This window comes from Novosphingobium sp. 17-62-19 (genome assembly GCF_002256775.1).
Classification (GTDB): Bacteria; Pseudomonadota; Alphaproteobacteria; order Sphingomonadales; family Sphingomonadaceae; genus Novosphingobium.
Genome location: NZ_NCII01000016.1, coordinates 20,021 through 41,515 on the forward strand (window position 1 = coordinate 20,021; position 21,495 = coordinate 41,515).

General features: G+C 61.5%; 20 protein-coding genes. 13 read left to right on the top strand and 7 right to left on the bottom strand.

Going from position 1 to position 21,495, the window contains the following annotated elements; all coding sequences use genetic code 11:
• Window position 1: 1 nt before the first annotated feature.
• The 10 genes from B7X90_RS04485 (at window position 2) to B7X90_RS04530 (ending at window position 9,857) form a co-directional block, all read left to right on the top strand.
• A complete protein-coding gene (locus tag B7X90_RS04485) occupies window positions 2-1,456 on the top strand; it encodes an NAD-dependent succinate-semialdehyde dehydrogenase (protein ID WP_292622132.1) in 1,455 nt (484 codons plus the stop codon).
• 13 nt (window positions 1,457-1,469) lie between these two features.
• Window positions 1,470-2,561: a tartrate dehydrogenase gene (locus B7X90_RS04490; RefSeq protein ID WP_292622134.1), complete on the top strand. Its 1,092-nt coding sequence runs from the start codon at window positions 1,470-1,472 to the stop codon at window positions 2,559-2,561.
• Window positions 2,562-2,733: 172 nt separating this feature from the next.
• The gene (locus tag B7X90_RS04495) at window positions 2,734-3,486 is read left to right on the top strand and encodes a DUF4198 domain-containing protein (protein WP_292622136.1); all 753 of its coding nucleotides are present in this window, start codon (window positions 2,734-2,736) and stop codon (window positions 3,484-3,486) included.
• Window positions 3,487-3,510: 24 nt separating this feature from the next.
• Window positions 3,511-3,894, top strand: coding sequence for a hypothetical protein (locus tag B7X90_RS04500; protein WP_292622138.1), 384 nt, complete (start codon window positions 3,511-3,513; stop codon window positions 3,892-3,894).
• Between the two features lie 7 nt (window positions 3,895-3,901).
• Entirely contained in the window at window positions 3,902-4,627 is a 726-nt protein-coding gene (locus B7X90_RS04505; RefSeq protein ID WP_292622140.1) for a HupE/UreJ family protein, read from the top strand.
• A gap of 12 nt (window positions 4,628-4,639) precedes the next feature.
• A complete protein-coding gene (locus tag B7X90_RS04510) occupies window positions 4,640-5,251 on the top strand; it encodes a hypothetical protein (RefSeq protein WP_292622142.1) in 612 nt (203 codons plus the stop codon).
• 162 nt (window positions 5,252-5,413) lie between these two features.
• The gene (locus B7X90_RS04515) at window positions 5,414-6,619 is read left to right on the top strand and encodes a heparan-alpha-glucosaminide N-acetyltransferase domain-containing protein (RefSeq protein WP_292622144.1); all 1,206 of its coding nucleotides are present in this window, start codon (window positions 5,414-5,416) and stop codon (window positions 6,617-6,619) included.
• A 144-nt stretch (window positions 6,620-6,763) separates the two neighbouring features.
• Window positions 6,764-8,164: an aspartate aminotransferase family protein gene (locus B7X90_RS04520; protein ID WP_292622146.1), complete on the top strand. Its 1,401-nt coding sequence runs from the start codon at window positions 6,764-6,766 to the stop codon at window positions 8,162-8,164.
• A 17-nt stretch (window positions 8,165-8,181) separates the two neighbouring features.
• The gene (locus B7X90_RS04525; RefSeq protein ID WP_292622148.1) at window positions 8,182-8,679 is read left to right on the top strand and encodes an Lrp/AsnC family transcriptional regulator; all 498 of its coding nucleotides are present in this window, start codon (window positions 8,182-8,184) and stop codon (window positions 8,677-8,679) included.
• Between the two features lie 14 nt (window positions 8,680-8,693).
• The gene (locus B7X90_RS04530) at window positions 8,694-9,857 is read left to right on the top strand and encodes a M20 aminoacylase family protein (RefSeq protein WP_292622150.1); all 1,164 of its coding nucleotides are present in this window, start codon (window positions 8,694-8,696) and stop codon (window positions 9,855-9,857) included.
• 97 nt (window positions 9,858-9,954) lie between these two features.
• Here B7X90_RS04530 and pdxA read toward each other — a convergent pair whose 3' ends face one another.
• Entirely contained in the window at window positions 9,955-10,947 is a 993-nt protein-coding gene (gene pdxA, locus B7X90_RS04535; RefSeq protein ID WP_292622153.1) for a 4-hydroxythreonine-4-phosphate dehydrogenase PdxA, read from the bottom strand.
• A 311-nt stretch (window positions 10,948-11,258) separates the two neighbouring features.
• Here pdxA and B7X90_RS04540 point away from each other — a divergent pair, with 311 nt between their 5' ends.
• A complete protein-coding gene (locus B7X90_RS04540; RefSeq protein WP_292622156.1) occupies window positions 11,259-11,561 on the top strand; it encodes an antibiotic biosynthesis monooxygenase family protein in 303 nt (100 codons plus the stop codon).
• A gap of 11 nt (window positions 11,562-11,572) precedes the next feature.
• Here B7X90_RS04540 and B7X90_RS04545 read toward each other — a convergent pair whose 3' ends face one another.
• Genes B7X90_RS04545 through B7X90_RS04555 form a run of 3 tightly spaced genes read right to left on the bottom strand, consistent with a single transcriptional unit; the run spans window position 11,573 to window position 16,203 of the window.
• On the bottom strand, window positions 11,573-12,466 hold the full coding sequence (locus B7X90_RS04545) for an alpha/beta hydrolase (protein ID WP_292622158.1): 894 nt from the start codon (window positions 12,464-12,466) through the stop codon (window positions 11,573-11,575).
• A 17-nt stretch (window positions 12,467-12,483) separates the two neighbouring features.
• Window positions 12,484-14,409: an NAD(P)/FAD-dependent oxidoreductase gene (locus tag B7X90_RS04550; RefSeq protein WP_292622159.1), complete on the bottom strand. Its 1,926-nt coding sequence runs from the start codon at window positions 14,407-14,409 to the stop codon at window positions 12,484-12,486.
• Between the two features lie 36 nt (window positions 14,410-14,445).
• A complete protein-coding gene (locus tag B7X90_RS04555) occupies window positions 14,446-16,203 on the bottom strand; it encodes an amidohydrolase family protein (protein WP_292622161.1) in 1,758 nt (585 codons plus the stop codon).
• A gap of 158 nt (window positions 16,204-16,361) precedes the next feature.
• On the opposite strand from B7X90_RS04555, the gene B7X90_RS04560 reads away from it, so the two are divergent.
• Window positions 16,362-17,030, top strand: coding sequence for a TetR/AcrR family transcriptional regulator (locus B7X90_RS04560; RefSeq protein WP_292622163.1), 669 nt, complete (start codon window positions 16,362-16,364; stop codon window positions 17,028-17,030).
• Window positions 17,031-17,036: 6 nt separating this feature from the next.
• On the opposite strand, the gene B7X90_RS04565 is transcribed toward B7X90_RS04560, so the two are convergent.
• Window positions 17,037-18,416, bottom strand: coding sequence for an MFS transporter (locus B7X90_RS04565; RefSeq protein ID WP_292622165.1), 1,380 nt, complete (start codon window positions 18,414-18,416; stop codon window positions 17,037-17,039).
• Between the two features lie 174 nt (window positions 18,417-18,590).
• Here B7X90_RS04565 and B7X90_RS04570 point away from each other — a divergent pair, with 174 nt between their 5' ends.
• Window positions 18,591-19,400 (top strand): enoyl-CoA hydratase-related protein, encoded by an 810-nt coding sequence (locus tag B7X90_RS04570; protein ID WP_292622167.1) that lies wholly within the window; start codon window positions 18,591-18,593, stop codon window positions 19,398-19,400.
• A 9-nt stretch (window positions 19,401-19,409) separates the two neighbouring features.
• Here the strand turns inward: B7X90_RS04570 and B7X90_RS04575 are convergent, their stop codons facing one another.
• Window positions 19,410-20,153: an enoyl-CoA hydratase/isomerase family protein gene (locus B7X90_RS04575; protein ID WP_292622169.1), complete on the bottom strand. Its 744-nt coding sequence runs from the start codon at window positions 20,151-20,153 to the stop codon at window positions 19,410-19,412.
• A 17-nt stretch (window positions 20,154-20,170) separates the two neighbouring features.
• Window positions 20,171-21,373 (bottom strand): MFS transporter, encoded by a 1,203-nt coding sequence (locus B7X90_RS04580; protein WP_292622171.1) that lies wholly within the window; start codon window positions 21,371-21,373, stop codon window positions 20,171-20,173.
• Between the last annotated feature and the right edge of the window lie 122 nt (window positions 21,374-21,495).

Here is a 21,495-nt window from a genome sequence, read left to right on the forward strand (position 1 = left end):
CATGCTCACTCTCAATGACCCCACACTGTTGCGGCAGGCCGCGTTCATCGATGGCGGATGGGTCGCGTCCGGGCTGCCCGGCCTGGATGTGACCAACCCTGCCACCGGTGAGGTGATCGGCACGGTGCCTGAATGCGGCGCAGCTGAAACCGAAGCAGCGATTGCAGCAGCGCAGGCTTCCTGGCCTGATTGGCGCCGCCGCACTGCGGGTGAGCGGGCCGCGTTGCTGGAGTCATGGCACGCGCTGGTCCTGGCCAATGTCGATGACCTTGCCCGGATCATGACCGCCGAACAGGGCAAGACGCTGGCCGAGGCGCAGGGCGAGATCCGCTATGCCGCCACGTTCATCAAATGGTTTGCCGAAGAAGGCCGCCGCGTGGGTGGACGCAACGTTCCCTCGCCAGAGCGCGACCGGCGGATCATCGTGATGACCGAACCGGTGGGTGTTTCGGCGGCGATCACGCCATGGAATTTTCCCGCCGCGATGATCACCCGCAAGTGCGCGCCTGCGCTTGCCGCGGGTTGCCCGGTGGTGATCAAGCCGTCCGACCTCACGCCTTTCACCGCGCTTGCGCTGATCGAACTGGCGGTTCGCGCTGGCTTTCCCAAGGGCACGATTAATGTGCTGACCGGGATGCCGCAGGCCATTGGCGAGGCCATCACGAAAAGCCCAGTGGTGCGTAAACTGTCGTTCACCGGGTCCACCCGCGTGGGTTCGCTGCTGATGCGGCAGAGTGCGGACACGATCAAACGGCTCAGCCTTGAACTGGGCGGCAATGCGCCGCTGATCGTGTTCGACGATGCCGACCTTGATCTGGCCGTCAAGGCCACGATGGCCAGCAAATTCCGCAATGCCGGGCAGACGTGCGTCTGCGCCAACCGCATCCTCGTTCATGCGCCGATCTATGACGATTTTGCCTCCCGTCTCGGTGCGGCTGTCTCGGCGCTTCATGTCGGCAACGGCATGGAGCCCGAGGCAACCACTGGTCCACTGATCAACCGTGCTGCGGTCGACAAGGTTGGAGCGCACGTTGCCGATGCACTGGACAAGGGCGGCAAGGTGCTGTTTTCCGGCAAGGGTGCGGAAGGTGGCAACTTTGCCCGGCCCGTTATCATTGGCGATGCAAACCGCGATATGCGCCTTGCCACCGAAGAGACCTTCGGTCCGGTCGCCCCGCTGTTCCGGTTCGAGACCGAGGACGAGGCCATCGCGCTGGCCAACGATACCGAATATGGACTTGCCAGCTATTTCTACACCTCCGGCCTCGACCGCGCGTTCCGCGTCGCCGAAGCGCTGGAAGCGGGTATGGTCGCGCTCAACACTGGCTCCATCGCAATGGAAATGGCCCCGTTTGGCGGGATCAAGCAATCGGGCCTTGGGCGCGAAGGCGGCACGCTGGGTATCGAGGAATACCTTGAAACCAAGGCCTTCCACATTGGCGGCCTGAAGATCTGAAACGGGGACGGACATGACGAGCAACGCGCAGGGCAACACCCGCAAGCACACTATCGCGGTCATCCCCGGCGACGGCATCGGCAAGGAAGTCATGCCTGAAGGGATGCGCGTGCTGGAAAAAGCTGCGTCGCTCTATGGCTTCGAGATCGAGCAGAAGTGGCATGATTTTGCGTGCTGCGACTATTACGCGCGCCATGGCAAAATGATGCCCGATAACTGGAAGGAAGAGATCGGCCGCCCCGATGCCATTTTCTTCGGCGCGGTCGGATGGCCCGATGTGGTGCCTGATCATGTGTCGCTGTGGGGATCGCTGCTTCAGTTTCGCCGGGAATACGATCAATACGTGAACCTGCGCCCCGTGCGCCTGATGCCGGGCGTGCCATGCCCGCTGGCCGGGCGCGAACCGGGCGACATCGATTTCTGGGTGGTGCGCGAGAATACCGAGGGCGAGTATTCCTCTGTCGGCGGCATCATGTTCCCCGGCACCGAACGCGAGATCGTGATTCAGGAAACGGTGATGACCCGCGTGGGCGTGGATCGCATATTGCGCTTTGCCTTCGATCTGGCTCAGACGCGTCCGCGCAAGCACCTGACCAGCGCCACCAAGTCCAATGGCATTGCCATTACCATGCCTTACTGGGACCAGCGCGTCGAAGCGATGGGTGCGCAATATCCCGATGTGCGTCATGACAAGTATCATATCGACATCCTGACAGCGCAGTTCGTGCTGAACCCGGATCGCTTCGACGTGGTCGTTGGTTCCAACCTGTTCGGAGATATTCTGTCAGACCTCGGCCCCGCCTGCACAGGCACTATCGGTGTTGCCCCTTCGGCCAACATCAATCCCGAAGGCTTGCACCCCTCGCTGTTCGAACCCGTTCACGGTTCCGCGCCGGATATTGCCGGGCAGAACATTGCCAACCCGGTCGGCCAGATCTGGTCTGCTGCAATGATGCTCGACCATCTGGGCGAAGCAGAAGCAGCTGCCGCGATTATGCGCGCGGTTGAACACGTTCTTGCCACGCCATCTGCCCGTACGCGCGATCTTAAGGGTGCGGCGAGCACCGAAGCTTGTGGCAAGGCCATAGCCGAAGCACTGGTCTAACTTTACAGGGCCGGATTGGCTGGATTGCAAGCCACAACCGGTTCTGCCGTCGGTCTATTGGTCTGCAGGGGATCATGTCGGCATCGCTGCAAATTCAAGCAAACATGCCGATCATGAGTCATACTCTTGTCATGCCGGAACACTCCGGTCGATCAATGCGGAGGCCGCTATCATGCGCAGGATTTCTCCCTATATTTCAGCCGTAATCGCGGCGGTAACCGTCGCCACCGCCGTCGCATCCTCTACCGCACAAGCGCACGCAATCTGGTTTGCCCAGCGCGGCAAGCAGCTGGCGATGGTTTATGGCGTAGGTGCCGATGACTTGGATGCGGTCAAGCGTATGCCACTGGTGACGTCGGTAACGGGCTTCGATTCCGAAGGTCTGCCGGTGAATGCTTCGTTGCGGGCGGCAGGAGCGATTCCTGTAGTCGACAGCGACGAGCCGCTGGCCGTGGTTGCCGCCGCCATGGACTATGGCGTGTGGTCAAAGGATGCCGCCGGAACATGGCACAGCAAGGGTCACGACGAGATCAAGGACGCAACCGTCAGCGAGCATAACTACAAGTATGCCGTGCACATCAACCAGTTGCCGTCCAAGCCGATACCGCTGATCCCCGGCCACAAGCTGCAACTGGTGCCCGCCGTTTCGGCCATTCCTCAAGCCATGGGTCAACCGATCAAGCTGCGGGCGATGTATGACGGAAAGCCGATGGCAGGCGTTTCCATCCTGCATGACTATGTCAACGATCCCGATCAGAAGCCGATGATGACCGATGCGGAAGGCTATGTCACGCTGCCGATCCGCAATCAGGGGCTGAATGTGGTGGTGGGCATTTATGTCGGCCCGACGGATAATCCCACCAAGTACCGCCAGATGGAGCACCGCGCGTCGCTGACATTCGTACTGCCGCACCTGCCGGAATAATCGGCGTTTCGGGGAGAATTTGAAATGAACGCTAACCGTATTGTTGCCGCTTTTGCCGGCCTTTCGTTGATGGCGCTTCCGGTTGCTGCTGGTGCACATGGTTCCACCAAGCCGGTCCACGGCGGAATCGTGACCATGTCAGGCGAAACCGTGATTGAGTTGGTTCGAGCGCCCAAGGGTGTGGACGTGTACCTTACTGAAGAGGACGAGCCGCTGGCGGCATCTGCCTTTGCAGGTAAGCTGGTGGTTACAGCCGGTGGTGCCAAGAAGGATGTGCCCCTGGTTGCTCAGCGCGGCAACAAGATGTCCGCGCCCGGTCTGAAGATCCCGGCAGGCGCCAAAGTGGTGGTCGCGCTGACCGGCAAAGGCAGTGGCGCAAAAACCTTCGCCACGTTCACGGTAAAGTGAGGCACTGATGGCCCGCTCTTCCGCCCACCCACTTCCGAAAGGACTGCTGCGATGGGCCGGGTGGGCCATCGCACTGTTCATCATCCTTGCCCTCAAGACCACGGCCCATGCCCATGGCGTGGGTGAAGACGACCGCGCCTTTATCGAAGGTGCGACCGGCATGGCGATCGGCCCCTACATGTATCTGGGCGCCAAACACATGGTCACCGGATACGATCACCTGCTGTTCCTGGTAGGGGTGATCTTCTTCCTCTACCGCCTGAAGGATGTCGGCACTTACGTAACGCTGTTTGCTATCGGGCACAGCACCACGCTGTTGCTGGGTGTGTTGCTCGACATTCGCGCCAATCCCTACATCGTCGATGCCATCATCGGTTTGTCGGTAGTCTATAAGGCGCTCGATAATCTCGATGGTTTCAAGACCTTGTTCGGCCGTGCGCCCAATCCGAAGGCGGCAGTTCTGATCTTCGGGTTCTTCCACGGTTTTGGCCTTGCCACCAAGCTGCAGGACCTGACGCTGTCAGCAGACGGACTGGTGCCGAATCTGATCAGTTTCAACATCGGCGTGGAACTGGGTCAGTTCACCGCGCTTGGTGCGATCCTGCTGGCGATGAACCTGTGGCGTTCCACGAGCAGCTTCAGGCGTAGCGCTATCGCTGCCAATGCCGCGCTGATGTGCGCTGGCTTCGTGCTCGTGGGCTTCCAGCTCACCGGCTATTTCACTCAGGCCTGACGAGGTAGAGACATGATCCAGACCGTAACTGCAAATCCCGTTGGCTCGATCCAGGCATCGCCCGCCACGCTGGCCAAGGCGACTGGCGGAGCCTTGCTGGCCGCAGGAGCCATCGTCGTGCTGTTTGTGATGCCGGCGGAATACGGCATCGACCCCACGGGCGTTGGCCAGATGACCGGCATTGTTGGCATGGCCGCAGGCAGTGAAACGGAGGCAACTCCAGCAGAAGCTCCGGCAGCTGGCCCAGTGGCAATCGCTGTGCCCACCAAGGCTTCGATCATCCGCGAGGGTGAGATGCGCAGCGACGAAATGACGCTGACGCTTGAACCCCATAGTGGGCAGGAAGTGAAAGCGCATATGCCGGTGGGCGGAAGCTATGTCTTCGAATGGTCGACCAAGGGCGGCCCTGTCAAAGTCGACATGCACGGCGAAAAAGCCAACGCCGCCGAGGGCGAGTTCACCAGCTACTGGGAGGAAAAGGCCCTGACCGGCGGCAAGGGCAACTTTACCGCACCGTTCGAAGGTACCCACGGCTGGTACTTCCGCAACAAGGGTGAAACGCCCGTCACTGTTACGGTCAAAACCACCGGCTTTTACAAGGACCTGTTCCTGCCGCAGGGATGATGTGGCTTGAGAGCGGTTCCGGTGTTTCCGCGCTGCAATCCAGTATCGGCGCATCGGAACTTTTTGATATTGTCAGCCATGCTGGTCGGGCCATCAGGGTCGACAGTTTGGCAAAGCGTTCAGGATTGTGAATCCGGGCGCAGAGGGGGAAAGGCAGAGTAAATGGCCAGCAGTGTACCTTTGCCCCGAGGGGGCATAAGCAACCTTGCATCAGGCGGCACCAAAGCTGCAACCCATGCACGCCTCGCCAACATCGATGCCCTTCGCGGCTTCGTGATGGTGCTCATGCTGCTGGATCACTTGCGGGAAACCTGGTTCGTGAACTACGCGGTGCTCGATCCCATCGATGCTACTACCGTAATTCCCGCTCTCGGCTTCGCGCGCTTTGCAGTGAGCTTTTGCGCGCCAATCTTCGTGGCTCTGACGGGTCTTGGTGTCTATCTTTTCAGCACCAACCACACGGTTGAGGAAACCATGGAATACCTGCTCAAGCGCGGTTTCCTGCTGATCGCCATAGAACTGGTCTATCTCTCGCCGCTCTATTGGGGGATCGTGCCGCAGCCGACGTTCTGGCTGCAGGTCATCTGGTGCATCGGCATCTGCATGATTGCACTGGCGGCGTTGATGCGCCTGCCAAGGGCCGCGCTGATCGCACTGGGTCTGGTACTGGTGTGCTTCCACAACCTGCTTGATCCGATTCAGTTGACCAAGGGCGACAGCCTCCACGCGGTATGGGCCTTGCTGCACCAGCGCGATGCGATTGAACTGCCGCTTGGCTTCCTTGCCCGCACGACATATCCAGTGTTGCCTTGGCTGGGCGTCATCTCGCTCGGTTTCGGAATTGGGCCATGGTTCACCAGCGCGGTGACACCGCAGGTCCGGCAAAAGCGGCTTTTGATGCTGGGCTTTGGCATGATTGCAGCGTTCGTGCTGCTGCGCCTGCTGAACGTCTATGGTGATAAGCCCTGGGCTGTGGTCGAAGGTGATCCAGTCAGGACCGTCATCAGCTTCATCTCGATGACCAAGTATCCGCCCTCGCTGCTGTTCCTGTTGCCTACGCTGGGCGGAGGCGCGTTGTTGCTGGTGCTGTTCGAACGGATCGATGCATCCAAGCTTGTTGCTGCACTGGCGATCTTCGGCGGTGCGCCGATGTTCTTCTATCTGCTGCACCTCACCGTCCTGCGCATCCTCTATCACAGCGCGCTGGCGATCTGGGGGCCGAACAACGGCACCGCGTATATGTTCGACAGCTACAACTGGGTTCTGGTGTGGTTTGTCGGGATGATCATCCCGCTGTATTATCCAACCGTGTGGTACGCCCGCCTGAAGCGTCGCCGTCGCGACATCACCTGGCTGAAGTACTTCTGAGGCACACCGTCTGACGCGGCATAATATGCTGCGTCAGACGCGTTGAAAGACCCGGCGCGGTCCATTCCCCACAGCATTCGGCCAAACCCGCTCTTGCTGCTGGCTTAGGCTCGCTTCATTGTTCCCCACATGGACGAGTCCGCGATGACCACTATGACCAACCGTTCCCTGATCGATATTGACCGCGATCACCTGATCCATTCGGTCACGTCATTTCGCGGGCACGAACAGCACGGCGCGGTGGTGCTGGAATCGGGCAAGGGCATGTGGCTGACCGATGCTGATGGCAACCGCGTGCTTGATGCGTTTGCCGGGCTGTGGTGCGTCAATGTAGGCTATGGGCAGGAATCCATTGTTGAGGCAGCGGCCGAGCAAATGCGGAAGCTGCCCTATGCCACCGGCTACTTCCATTTCGCCAGCGAACCGGCCATCCGCCTTGCCGGAGAGTTGACCGCCGCCGCGCCCGATGGGCTAGACCACGTGTTCTTCACCCAAGGCGGGTCCGATGCTGTGGACAGCGCCATCCGCTATATCGTGCATTACTGGAATGCGCGCGGATTGCCTGACAAGAAGCATTTCATTGCGCTGGAATGGGGCTATCACGGATCAAGCAGCCTTGGTGCAGGCCTTACCGCGCTGGGCAACTTCCACCGCAATTTCGATCTGCCGCGCCCGTGGCAGCACCACATCGCCTCGCCCTATCCCTATCGTCACCCGCAAGGTCATGACGATGCCGCGGTGATCGCATCGACCGTGGCCGCGCTCGAAGCCAAGGTGGCGGAGCTGGGCGCAGAAAATGTTGCGGCGTTCTGCTGTGAACCGATCCAGGGGTCGGGCGGCGTGATCGTGCCGCCCCGCGGCTGGCTGAAAGCGCTGCGCGAGGCTTGCACGCGCCTTGGCATCCTGATGCTGGTGGACGAGGTCATCACCGGCTTTGGCCGCACCGGCCCACTGTTTGCCTGCCTTGATGAAGACGTATCGCCCGATTTCATGACCACGGCCAAGGGCCTGACCGCCGGATACATCCCGATGGGCGCGATGTTCATGGCTGATCACGTCTACCAGACCATCGCCGATGCAGCGCCTGCTGCCTTGCCGATCGGCCACGGCCAGACTTACTCCGGCCATCCGGTTGCCGCGGCTGTCGGCCTTGAAGTCCTGCGCCTCTATCGCGAAGGCGGACTGATGGAGAATGGTCGCAAGACAGGGGAACGCTTTTCCGAGCATATGGAGCGTATCAAGGCTCATCCACTCGTCGGAGACGTCCGTTGGCGTGGGTTGCTTGGTGCCATCGAACTGACGGCGGACAAGGCGACGAAGGCCCAGTTCGATCCCGCGCTCGACATTGGTGGCCGCCTGTCTAAGCTGACATATGGCAACGGTGTGATCGTGCGCTGCTTTGCCAATGCGGTGCTGGGCTTTGCACCGGCGCTGTGTTGCACGCTTGAAGAAATGGACATGATTTTCGAGAGGGTGGAGCGCTCGCTCGATCAGTTGCTCGAACAGCCCGATATCCGCGCCGCCGTCTCGGCTAGCGTCGCCTGAACAGGGAAGGCCCAACCATGCTGCCCGGACCCAAGCTCGACAGGATTGATCTGAAGATCCTCGCCAAGCTCCAGCAGGAGGGGCGGATCACCAACGTGGAACTGGCCGATGCGGTCGGGCTTTCCCCAAGTCCCTGCCTCACGCGTGTAAAGCGGCTGGAAAAGGCGGGCTACATCAGTGGTTACGGTGCCCATGTAAACTTCAACAAGCTGGGCGAATTCCTGACCGTTTTCACCGAAGTAACGCTTAGCGAGCACCGGCAGGGCGATTTCAGCCGGTTTGAAACCCGCATTTCCAAGCTGGACGAGATCGTGGAATGCCACCTTGTGTCGGGTGGCTACGATTATCTGCTGAAATTCGTTGCGCGCGGTGTTTCACACTATCAGTCGATCATCGAAGGAATGCTGGAAAGCGACTACGGGATCGAAAAATACTTCAGCTACATCGTGATAAAATCGCCCTTTATCAAACACAAGTTTCCGATTCAGAACCTGTTTGGGCAGACGCATGGTTGAGGTCCACGGCTGACATGACCGATATTGCCGATTTCCTGCCCGATCTTGTTGCGCTGCGCCGCGATATTCATGCGCACCCTGAATTGGGTTTTTGCGAACATCGCACCGCTGGGCGCATTGCTGCGGAATTGCGGGCCTGCGGCATCGAAGTTCACGAAGGCATCGGCACCACCGGTCTTGTCGGTGTGTTGCACGGTAAGCGCGACGGCGCCCGAACGGTTGGCCTGCGGGCGGACATGGACGCACTGCCGATCCACGAGGCGACGAACCTGCCCTGGGCAAGCACAACGCCCGGCACCTTTCACGGCTGCGGCCATGATGGACATGTCGCCATGCTGCTCGGAGCAGCGCGCGTGCTGGCGGCGGACCCGGACTTTGCAGGCACCGTGAACTTCATCTTCCAGCCTGCCGAGGAAGGCCACGGCGGCGCGCGCGTGATGATCGAGGAAGGGCTGTTCGACCGCTTCCCGTGCGACCGCGTCTATGCCCTGCACAATTGGCCGGGCTTGCCCGCAGGTACGATCAGCACCCGCCCCGGCGCGATCATGGGGGCGGCGGACAAGTTCAGGATCACGCTCACCGGCAAGGGCGGCCACGCTGCGATCCCGCAAGACACCCCTGATGCGATCCTGGCGGCTGCATCATTGGTGCAGCAACTCAACACCATCGTTGCACGTGCGGTGCCACCTTATGCCGCCGCCGTGCTCTCGGTGACCGAAATCCAAGGCGGCCATTCGCACAATGTCATCCCTGCCGATGTCACGGTCGGCGGCACGGTCCGCACGTTCGATCTGGCGGTGCAGGATCGCATTGAAGAGCGTATGCGCGCGATGCTCAAAGGCATTGAGGCCAGCTTCGAAGTGCAATGCGCACTGGTCTATGATCGCTACTACCCCGCCACGATCAACGATCCGCACGCGGCGGCCGATGCGCTGGAAGTGGCTGCCACCGTTGCCCATGCCGAGCTGGCACCTGAGCCTGCGCCAACGTCCGAAGACTTTTCGTTCATGCTCCAGCAGCGGCCCGGAGCCTACATCTGGCTAGGGCAAGGAACGCAGGACCATGCGGCACCGCTGCACAATCCGCAGTACGATTTCAACGACACCGTGATGGAAACCGGCATCAGGCTGCATGTCGCTTTGGCACGACATTGGTTGACGGAGGCCGGAGTGCGCTGAAGTCCCGCTCAATTCCGCGTGGTGTGCAGCTGTGACCGCGCGGTCCTTGCGCGTCAGCGCAAAGATGAAGTGAAATGGTGAAATTGCCTCACGGCTTTCAAATAGGGGATGCGCGCAACTTGAGTGCATAATCGAAGGCGTATTCCAGACTGGAAGGATCGGCGGTTCCCGTTCCTGCAATGTCGAATGCGGTTCCGTGATCGGGGCTGGTCCTGATGAAGGGCAGGCCAAGTGTCACATTGACACCATTTTCTACTCCCAAGTACTTCACCGGGATCAGACCCTGATCGTGATATTGCGCCACGACCACGTCGAAACGTCCCTTGCGCGCTTGCATGAACACGGTGTCGCCGGGCCATGGGCCGGACGCATCGATGCCTTCGCGGCGGGCGGCGGCAATGGCCGGACCGATGATCCTGATTTCCTCATCGCCAAACAGGCCCCCTTCTCCTGCGTGCGGGTTCAATCCGGCGACGGCAATGCGGGGATTGGCAATGCCCAATGCACGCGCACCCGCATCGGCAAGGCGCATGGCGGCCATCTGCGCGGGGAAATCTGCCTTGCGGATGGCCTCGGCCAGCGAACAGTGGATGGTGACAAGGACCGTCCTGATGTCATCGTTGGCGAGCATCATGGCGACGCGGCCACCACCGCCATGTTCAGCCAGGATCTCGGTATGACCGGGATAGCCGTAACCAGCGGCAGCAAGCGCTTCCTTGTTGATCGGCGCGGTCACGATACCGCGAACTTTGCCCTCACGCGCAAGGCCAATGGCCATAACGATCGCACTGAATGCAGCTTGCCCACTTGCTGCCGAAACGTGACCGACCGGTGGCAAGGCATCAAGGGCAGACGATGCGAGAACGTGGAGGTGTACGCCGTCAAGCTCTGCGCTGCCGATGGCGGTCATCGCCCGCACGCCCACATTTGCACCGAGCGCTGCAAAGGCCTGCTCCATCACCAGTGGATCGCCCACCACGAGCCAGTTACGCTGCGCTGGCCGCCGCAAGAACATCTTGGCGATGATTTCAGGTCCGATGCCCGACGGATCACCCATGGTCACGGCAAGCGGAAGAGTGGATGTGGTCATGATACTGATCTCGGTCCAAAGCTGTGCAAGCGCGCTATCGCGCCGATTGGTATTGAAAACGCCCCGCTGATTCTGCCGCGCTGCAAGGGCGATCTTGCCATGATCCCGGTAACAGCATCATCGCCACAAGAGAATTAGCGTTATGATCTGGCGGATACAGGGGGGGAGATGATCACCCATTCTGCGACAAGAAGCCCTTCGCTTGCCTCCCATGACCACCTGCCTTGCCTTCAACTGGCCTGCGCAGGGGGAAACCACCGCCTCGTGCGAAATGCCTTATCCGGTGCACTCCCATGCGGAGGAGCATCGATATGTCTGGAGTCAAAGTCACTTTCACGCTGAAGCTGAAGCCCGAAGCGATTGACGGGTTTTGCGGCGCGCTGCCGGAAATGATCAAGGAAACGGCCAAGCGTCCCGGCTTTCAGGATCTGCAGATCGTGCGCCATGGGACCGAGCCGATGGTGATCTTCATCGAAACCTGGGACACAGAACAGGCCTATCACGATTACATCGCGTGGCGCACAGAACGTGGAGAGATGGACGGCATGGCAGCAGTGCTGGCGGGGCCGCCACAGCTTGATTTCTGGCCGATTTTGGTCGCCTCTGCTGGCTGACTCAGCGTTGTTCAGCTGCCGTTGCTGGCCAGTGCCAGAACGGCAGCGGCGAACGCTTGCGGTGCTTCCTGCGGCAGATTGTGACCGACGCCGGGCAGCGTGCGACATTCCCACGTGCCCGAAAAACGCCCGCGCTGTTGGGCAACCGCCGCAGGCAGCAACCCAGCATCGCCATAAATGGCGATGGTCGGCACGGTAATCGGCGGCTGCTCGCGTTCAAGCTTTTCGGCCAGGTCGCTCAGCGCCGGATCGCCTGCGACGAGGCCTGCGCGGTTGCGGTAGGAATGAAGCACGACTTCGACGAAATCGTCATTGTCGAGCGCTTCGGCCGACCGGGCAAAAGTTGCTTCGTCAAATGCCCAGTTGGGGGACCACAGCTTCCACAGCAGCCGACAGAAACCCCGGCGGTTGGTTTCCAGCATTTCCCGGCCACGTTCGGTGTGCAGGTAATACTGGTACCACAGCACATGCTCCATCTCGGGCGGAAGGGGGTGCGTCACCGGCGGACCGAACAGATTGTATCCGCCGCTGCTGACCAATCCGCGCACAAGATCGGGACGAATGGCCGCAGCAACGCAGGCGGCGCGGCCTCCCCAGTCATATCCGGCAACGACCGGCTGTTCGAGGCCCAGCGCAAGGATCAGTTCCACCAGATCCGTGCCGAGTGCGGCCTGCTCGCCCGACCGGATGGCTGCATCGCTGCGGAACCGCGTAGGGCCAAAGCCGCGAAGATAAGGCACGATCACGTGCAGACCATGCCCGGCTAGGATCGTTGCCACTTCGTCATAAGCGCGCGGCGAATAGGGAAACCCGTGAAGCAGCACGACCGGGATGTTACCAGGTGTGCCACGTTCCTCGTAAGCTGCGGTCAGGGCCGAAGTGTCGATGGTCTTGATAGGCGTCATTGCGTTTGTCACTGCCTTCAGCCGAGGTGATAGTCTGCCAGATCAGCGTGCCGGATCGAGGCGTAGGTTTCCGAAGGCCGGAGCGGGTTGTTCACGATCTGTCGGCCCTGTTCGTTCAGGTAATAGGACTTCACCCCATCCATGCCCCAGATGCACTGATCCTGCGCCGCGTCGAGTTTGGCGTTGTAGGCATCGAACACATCGCGCTTGCATTCGATCGTGCGATGGCCGCTGGCAATGGTCTGGACGATGCAATCCAGGCTGTAGCGCGCCCACAGTTCAAGCCAGGCGAATAGGCCGCCCGAGCGTGCCTGCATGTTCGGGCCATAGATGATGAACATGTTCGGAAAATCCGGCATGGTAACACCAACATAGGACCGTGCGCCGTCCTTGGCCCAGGCCTGTTCGAGCGTGACGCCACCCCGCCCGGTATAGGCAACTGGCCAGAGATAACGCTCTGCATTGAACCCGCCTGCCACCACGATCATGTCGAGTTCGTGCAAGGTGCCGTCAGCCGTAACGATGCCGCGCGGATCGATCCGCTGGATCGGCTGCGTCACCAGATCGACGTGAGGCTGTTTCAGGGCATCGAACCATCCGTTGTCCACCACCAGCCTTTTGGCAAAAGGCGGCCAGTCGGGCATGAGCGAGGCGGCAAATCCGGGATCGTCAGGGAATTCGGACAAGATATTCTGGCGAATGTTCTCGCGCAGGAGATCGTTCTTGCGATTGATCACACCTCCGCTGCCCTGCCATTCCGGGTCGATCTGCTGCAACGCGCCGTCATCGGAAAACAGCGTGTAAAAGACGTTGAAGCAGTGCCAGTTCCAATAGTGCGGTACGTTGTCCATCAGCCACTGGAAGCCATCTGGAATCGGATCGCGATAGTGATCCATGCGCGAAACCCAGTGCGGAGAACGCTGGAACACCGAAACATGTGCCGCCTTGCGCGCCACTGCGGGCATAAGCTGCGCGCCGGTGCAGCCAACGCCGATCACGCCGGCACGTTTGCCGGCATAGTCGTAATCGTGCGGCCACTGCGTGGTGTGGAATATGCGGCCATCAAAATCGCCGATGCCGGGAATGTCGGGCATGTTCGGCGCGTTGAACAGGCCTGCGGCACTGATCACGAAGTTCGCGCTCAGGGTTTGCGATAATCCATCGGCGGCGCGCAATTGCACGTCCCATTTCCCGGTCGCTTCGTTCCAGCGGGCGTCGGTCAGTTCGGTGTCGAACCGAATGTCACGGCGCAGGTCAAACTCGTCGGCAATGCCGCGCAGGTATTCCAGCAGTTCGCCCTGTGTTGCGTACCAATGTTTCCATGGGTGATTGCGGGTAATGGTCAGCTGGTAATGATGGCTGGCAATATCGACTCTGGCATCGGGGTAGTCATTGGTAAGCCACGTGCCACCAACATCATGATTTCGCTCGATTACCTTGAAGGCAATGCCAAGCCGCCGCAGATGCGCGGCAGCGACCAGACCGGCAGCCCCTGCGCCAATCACGATCACGCTATAGCCATCGGTGTCTTTGGCCAGCGGGCGGTCAGCAGGCCATTCTACCCCGCGCGGAAAGGGTGTAAAATTCGCCTCTTCCTTACCGAAACTGAACAGATAGTCGCTGATCGGCTGGCCGACCATGTTGTCCATCAGGCCGCGCAATTGCGCATCGTCGGGCGCATCGCACCGGCTTTTTGCGCCCGATCGCAGAAAGGCCACGGCCTTTTCGCGGACAAGATCATCGTAGTCCGGGTCCAGCACCGGAACCTCATAGGCTCCGGCCCAGAAGGAGGCGCTGATCACCGGCATCTTGGCCAGTTCCTCATCCCCGGTCGCCTGATAGAGCGCGATGCGCAGCACGTTGGTCGATGCCATCGCCAAGGCATCGCGCACAACGCGCTCGTCAAAATCGCTGGCAGTGCTGTCCAGTTCGGCCGTTGTCATGTTTTCCCTCCCGATCACGGTTCCGTCGGCGTGCATTCAGGCCATGGCCTGTGTTGCCGGAGCGACCTGCCGCCCGCGCACAAGTTCTCCCGGAAGCTGGCCCGTCGGCACGCCGTTGCGGTAGGTCACGCGGCCATTGACGATGGTGGCGACATAGCCTTCGGCACGCTGGCTGAGCCGCCGCCCGCCCTTTGGCAAATCATGGGTGACGCGCGGCGATGGCAGGCGCATGGCGGCAAGGTCGATCACGTTGATGTCTGCGGCATAGCCGGGCGCGATGACCCCTCGGTCCTCAAGGCCCACGGCTCTGGCTGTGTCATGCGTCAGCGCGCGGATCACTTCGGGCACGCTCAGCTTTTCGCCGCGCACGCGGTCACGGACCCAGTGCGTCAGCAGAAACGTGGGGTAGCTGGCATCGCAGATCACGGCATAGTGTGCGCCGCCATCACCAAGGCCCAGCACGATGTCGGGATGGCGCAGCATTTCCAGCGCGACATCCAGATTGCCATCGGCATAGTTGGCAAAGGGCATGTAAAGCGCAGGCTCACCCCCGTGCTCCACCAGAATGTCATAGGCGAGCGCCTCGGCAGAGACGCCAAGCGCAGCGGCACGTGCAACGATCGAGCTTTCGGGCACGGGTTCGTAGTCGATCGGATTGCCGATTTCGTACATGCCTTCGAACCGGTTGATCGTGGCCGCCACCGGCAGCAGGCATTCCACCGGGTCTTCGGAAAGAATGCGCGCCCGCCGCGCCGGATCACGCATCGCGGCAACGCGTTCGGGGATCGGCAGTTCTGCGATGTCGCGATACGAAGGCTTGAGGAAAAAGGGGTGGGCCGAAAGATCGAGCCCGAAGATCACGCCGATGCCACGTGGCAGGGCCTGGGCGCAGACGTTCGCTCCGCTGGCGTTGGCTTCGCCTACTTTGCCCATGATCCTGCGCCACAGATCGGGATCGGAATGGATCTGCGCGATGGGCAGGGTCAGTGACTGGCCCGATATGCGGGCAACGCGGGAGAGGATGGCAAACTCCTCGTCCAATGCGCGCGTGCCGCCGAAATCGACGGCCACCTGAAGCACGCCCGATCCGGGTTCACCCATTGCCAGCGCGATGTCCAGCAGCTCGGCTTCCTCGGCATCCTGCGTGCAAATCGGTTCGCCATTGGCGCTGCGGTGGAACAGGCTGCGCGAGGTCGCAAAGCCGATGGCGCCTGCCTTCATGGCCTCTGCGGCGATCCGTGCCATGGCAGCACGGTCTTCAGCGGTGGCCACTTCGCCCGCGCTGGCACGATCACCCATGACAAAAAGCCGCAACGGCGCGTGCGGGAGGTAGGACGCGATGTTGACGTCATGCGGCCTGCTGGCCACGGCATCGAGGAACTGCGGATAGCTTTCCCATTCCCAGGTCAGCCCTTCGGCCATCACCACTTCGGGAATATCCTCCACGCCTTCCATCAGCGTGATCAGGCTGTCGCGATCTTGCTCGCGGCAGGGGGCAAAGCCTACGCCGCAATTTCCGACGACCACCGTGGTGACGCCATGTTCACTGGCGGGCGACATGCGCGCTTCCCAGATCGCCTGCGCATCGAAATGGGTGTGTATGTCAACGAACCCTGGCGTTACCAGCAGGCCGGTCGCGTCGATTTCTTCCCGCCCTTGGCCGTGAACAAGCCCGACCCGTTCGATCCGCCCATCGCGCAAGGCAACATCGCCTGCCACCGGTTCGCCGCCCAGCCCATCGGCAATCATGCCGTTGCGGATAACGATGTCGTAATCGGCCTGTTCAGATGCCATTGTTCGTCTCCCGGTTCGCCTTGAGGCCTGTCGCATGGCAATGCTGGGCATTGTCCACGGTCGTGCATTGGCGCAGTTATCGTATGGGGCGATGGTGAACCGCTGACCGGACCGTCGTCGAGGGTCCAAAATTGGCCACCCGCACAATAAAGGATGCAATGTCAGCTACAGACATGAATGGTGACAGCGATAATCCTGAACGCCAGCGCGGGCGTCCGCGCCGGGACCAGCGGGGTGACGTTCCCGAAACGCTGATCCGCGCGCTTGAGCAACTGCTGACCCAAAAACCGGCAGACGCGCTGACTCTGCGCGATATTGCCGCCGTCGCAGGCACCTCGCCGGAAATGGTGCGATACTATTTCAACGGCAAGGAAGGCCTGATTGGCGCACTGCTCGATGAATCACTGGTGCGGGTGCGTGATCGGCTTGACCGACTGGCAGAACGCGTGGCGATTGCCGACAGTGGTCATACCCAGCATATCATTGCTTGCCTGAGCGAGATCTATCTGCAGGAACGCCTGGCCGGAACGCTGTTCAACAGCCTGTTTGTGCACGTGCGGTCGGCCCGCCGGCAGGATCACAGGGCCGGTCGTCCCGATACGATCATCGCGGCCCTGCACGATCTGATAAACAGCCTCAAAGCGCGCGGGCACTATCGCGCTTGTCTGGATACCAACCGCACGGCGATCATGATGATGTCTTTAACAGGATGCCCGGTCCGCCTGCTCGAAACGCTCGACCAACAGTGGATTGATGAGCAGAGGCTGGCCGATCCGCAATGGGCCGCAGATGTCACCGCGATGGTCGAAGCGTTCTGCTGCGCCTGAAAGCGTTCAGCCGCCTTGCTGGCGATAGCGGCGGGCAACGATCAGGAAATGGGCGCTGGCAGCCAGCGGCAGCAGGCTCATCGTCAGCAGTGCCATTTCCATGCCGTGTGCCATGGCAGGTGCGCAGCCAGGCTGAGGCGCGCTGCCCGGGGTCAGACAGGCTTGTACAAAGCCAGCGGCGTCGACTCCCAACCATTGTCTTGCCCACACATCGCTCAAGGCCCCCAGCAGTGGCGGTCCGATGCCGAGGCCGACAAGATTGGTGACGAGGTAGTAGATCGAGGTGACAGTCGCCCTGCTGCGATCCCCGGCCAGCGCGTGGACTTGTGCAAAAGCAGGCGCAACATAGGCATAGATCGCAATCATGCCCAGAAAGCACCCGCCAACGGCAAAGTGTAATTCGCCAGACAGGATGCCCCCGGCAATCAGGAAAGGCGCTGGCAGCACCGCAAACGCACAGGCCAATGCCAATCGCGGCGGCCGCCCTGCGGCCCAGCGATCCCCAACAAAGCCGCCTGCCAAGGTGCCAATGCCACCACCAATCCCGCCGGCAAGGCCCGTCCACAGCCCCACTTGGGCCAGCGGCAAACCATAGCTGCGCACCAGCAGCGCGGGCAGGAACGCTGCCAGACAATAGCCGACCAGTACCACCAGCGATCCACCCCACACCAGATGCCGGAACGCCGAATTCCGCAGCAATTCCAGCGCGACAGTGCCGAACGCGGGAACCTGTTCATCCAGCCTTTCCGAACGGGTTCTGATGCCCCCGCGAACCGGATCCTTGAGCCAGAGCAGGATCATCACCACCAGCACAAAGCCGGGTATGCCCAGCATCAGAAAGGCATTGCGCCAGCCCATCTGCCCGGCCAGCCAGCCCGTCCCCGCAGCGCCAAGGAACGCGCCGAGCGGTGCGCCCAACGTGTAGATCGCAATGGCGGTGGATCGCCGGGTTTCGGGGAAGTAATCGGCGATGAGCGAATGCGACGCCGGATTGCCACCGGCCTCGCCGATGCCTACCCCCATCCGCGCCACGAACAGGCCCAGAAAGCTGCGCGCCTGTCCGCACGCCATTGCCATGATCGACCAGACACCGACACACCAGGCCAGCAACCGGGCACGGTCGCGCCGTTCCGCCAATCGCGCCAGCGGCAATCCGGCAAGCGAATAGACGATGGCAAAGGCCGGGCCGATCATCAGCCCGATCTGCCAGTCAGTCAGCAGCAGTTCCGCCTTGATCCGGTCCTGCACGACGCTGACCGCCGTGCGATCGACAAAACTGATGGTGTAGGCCGCCGTCAACAGGGCCAGCGCGATCCACGATTCCGAGGAAACCCGGCCCGGCGGCACGCGCGCAGCCGTCTGCGGATGATCGGATGTGGTGTTCATGGTGTCACGTTCTGCCAGCGTGCGGCGGGCGTGCATAGGGGAGGATTTGACTGGACGTGAAGCAGACCATGTGCCGGGGCTGCCATGGGCGGGGCGCAACCCCACCTCGACAAAAATGTGGGTTAGGCGTGTTGTTCCATCGGCTGAACTTGCCGCCAAGCTCACGGAATTGCCATGTCGCCTGAAGCCACCACTATGTTCGAGACCATCTCCTTTTCCATCGAATCAGGCATTGCCCGGCTGCGCCTCAATCGTCCGGCTTTCCTCAACGCCTTGAGCCGCCCGCTGCTGGCCGAACTGCGTCAGGCGCTCGACATTGTAGAGGGCGATCCCGCCGCGCGGGTTCTGCTGCTCAGCGGTGAAGGCAAGGGCTTTTCAAGCGGCGCCGATCTTTCGGCGGGTTCGTCGCCGGTCGGCTCCGAAGGGTTTGATGCAGGGGCGGTGCTTGAAGAACATTACAACCCGATCATGCAGCAGATCTTCGCCTTGCGCGTGCCGGTGGTGTCGGCGCTGCGCGGTCCGGTGGTCGGCGCAGGGTGTATGCTGGCGCTTGCGGCGGATGTGGTCGTGGCCTCGCGCACAGCGTATTTCCTGCAGGCCTTTGTCAACATCGGCCTTGTGCCGGATGCGGGCAGCAGCTGGTGGCTCCCCCGCCTCGTCGGGGCGGGCAGGGCCTCGGCCATGATGATGCTGGGTGAACGCATCCCCGCCGAAAAAGCGGCCGAGTGGGGCATGATCTACGAAATGGTCGAGGACGATGAACTTGAATCGCGGGCCGATGCCCTTGCGGCAAAGTTCGCCGCAGGGCCAACGGTAGCCTATGCCCTCACGCGGCAGGCTATCCGGCTGGGCCTGACCAGCGACTTCCCGCAGGCGCTGGAGCGCGAACGCGCCAACCAGCGCACAGCGGGCAGGACCGGGGATTTTGGAGAGGGCGTTGCCGCATTCCGCGAGAAGCGCAAACCTGCGTTTCGCGGGGAATAGCGCCGCTCCCTAACGCGCCCGAAATGCCGCACTTGCATCGGGCGCGTCGTCACCCACCAGCAGCGCGGCGCTGACCCGCGCCTCGGTGGCAAGGGCAGCATCCAGTGGCAGCGCAAGACCTTCGCCCACCGCCTGCCTTGCGGCGCGGACGGCAGCGGGATGGCGTTCAGCCAGCACGGCTGCGCGCTCCAGCGCAAGGTCAAGCGCGCCACCCTGCGCGTTCGCCAGCCAGTTGACCAGGCCAATGGCCTCGGCGCGCTCCGCCTCGATAGGATCGCCCAGGCACAACAGCTCCAGCGCGCGATTGGTGCCGATCAGGCGCGGCGTCAGTTGTGTCCCGCCGTATGAGGGAATGACGCCGAGCTTGATTTCGGGCAGGCCCAGTCTGGCGCCGGGTGCGGCAGTGCGGAAGGTGCACGAAAGCGCCAGTTCCAGCCCGCCGCCCAGTGCCCAACCTTCGATTGCCGCAATTGACGGTACGGGAAATGCCGCAAGACGCAGGGCAAGGCGGTGCATCCGGGCAATGCGTTCGTCCCGGTTGGGCAGCACTTCCTTGAGATCGGCCCCGACCGAAAACACTTTGTCCGTGCCAGTGATAATCAGAACACGGACATCGGGCAGGGCTTCCACATGATCGAGCGCGGCGTCGAGCTGGTCCAGCAATTCACCGCCCAGCGCGTTGAGCGCCTTGGGGCGATCAAGCCGGATCACCGCCACGCGGCCTTCCGCTTTCAGTTCCGTCGTTACCAGCATTGAAGCACTCTCTTCCATCACGCTGCGGCTGTGCGCATGGCCATGCGCCGCCCAAGATTGCCACCTGCCATCAACAGAACCACCGCAAACACAAGGCTAACCGCAACGGCGAGCAGGGCAGGGCGATAGTCGGCAAGCTGGACATAGGCATAGCCGACCGCAGGTGGAGCGATGAAAAGGAACGGCAGCTTGATGGCAAAGCTGTACCCCATCGCCTTGCCCACACCGTCGGCCTTGAAAATCTGGGCCATCGCTGTGCCGTGCAGGGTAGTGAGCGGAGTGGTAGCCGCGCCCAGAATGCCTGCGATCGGTACAAAGGCAATGGCTGGCAGCAGGGCAAGCCCTGCCCAGCACAGGCACTGGATCAGCCCGGAAAGCGCCAAAGTGCGCGGTGCGCCGATGCGGTCAGCCAGCCATCCGAACAGCGGCACTCCGGCCAGCCCCGCGCCCATATAGACCGAGAACATCAGCGCCGAGGCCGGAACACTCAACCCTTCGGACTGGGCATAGGGGATGGCGTGCACGGTAAACGCGGTGCCAGTGCTGGCAATCACGGCGATGCCCAGTGAAATCAGCCAGAAATCGGTTCGGCCCAGGATCGCTGCGGCGGGCTTGTCCGATTGCGCGTGGTGGCCTGCCTGCACGCGCGGCGCGCCTCTGGGCAGAACCAGCAGCACAAGTGCAGCGACAGGCAGCAGGATGGCGGCCATCAGGAAATAGGCGCCGTCGCGGCCAACGGTCGGGAGAATTGCCGTTACCAACCACGGGCTGAGGAACAGGACGATGGGCATATTGACCATCGCAAGGAACTTGCCCGACTTTTCGGGAAAGAACTCCGCCGCGATGGCAACCGGGCCAAGCAGCGCGACCATGGCAATGCTGAAGCCCAGCAATGCCCACATCACCAGCGCCATGGTAAGGCTTGTCGCCATGCCGAGGCCGACGAACGCCGTGGCGGCCGTGAGCGTGCCGATCATGATGGCGATCCGTGGCGTCAGTCGGCGCACCAGATTGCCCATGACCAGCGCCGAAAGGCCCATGGTGGTGGTCAATGCGCTCATTCCGAAAGAAATCGTATCGCGCGCAACGCCAAAGGCCTGCTCGTTGCTGGAAAGCAGTGCGCCGAATGTCCCGTACATCAGGCCGAGTGTGAAGTTGTTGGCAAACATGCAGACGATGACCGTCCGAAGTCCGCCGCTGGTTGGGGCTGTGTCTGACATGGTCTCTCCCGCGACCGTTGGTTTATGGGGTCACTGCACGAAAGTGAATTTTACGTACGCTAGGGTCGAACGAACGGCGAACGCTGACGGTGCTAGCGTCGGAAAGGTATGACGACAGCCTG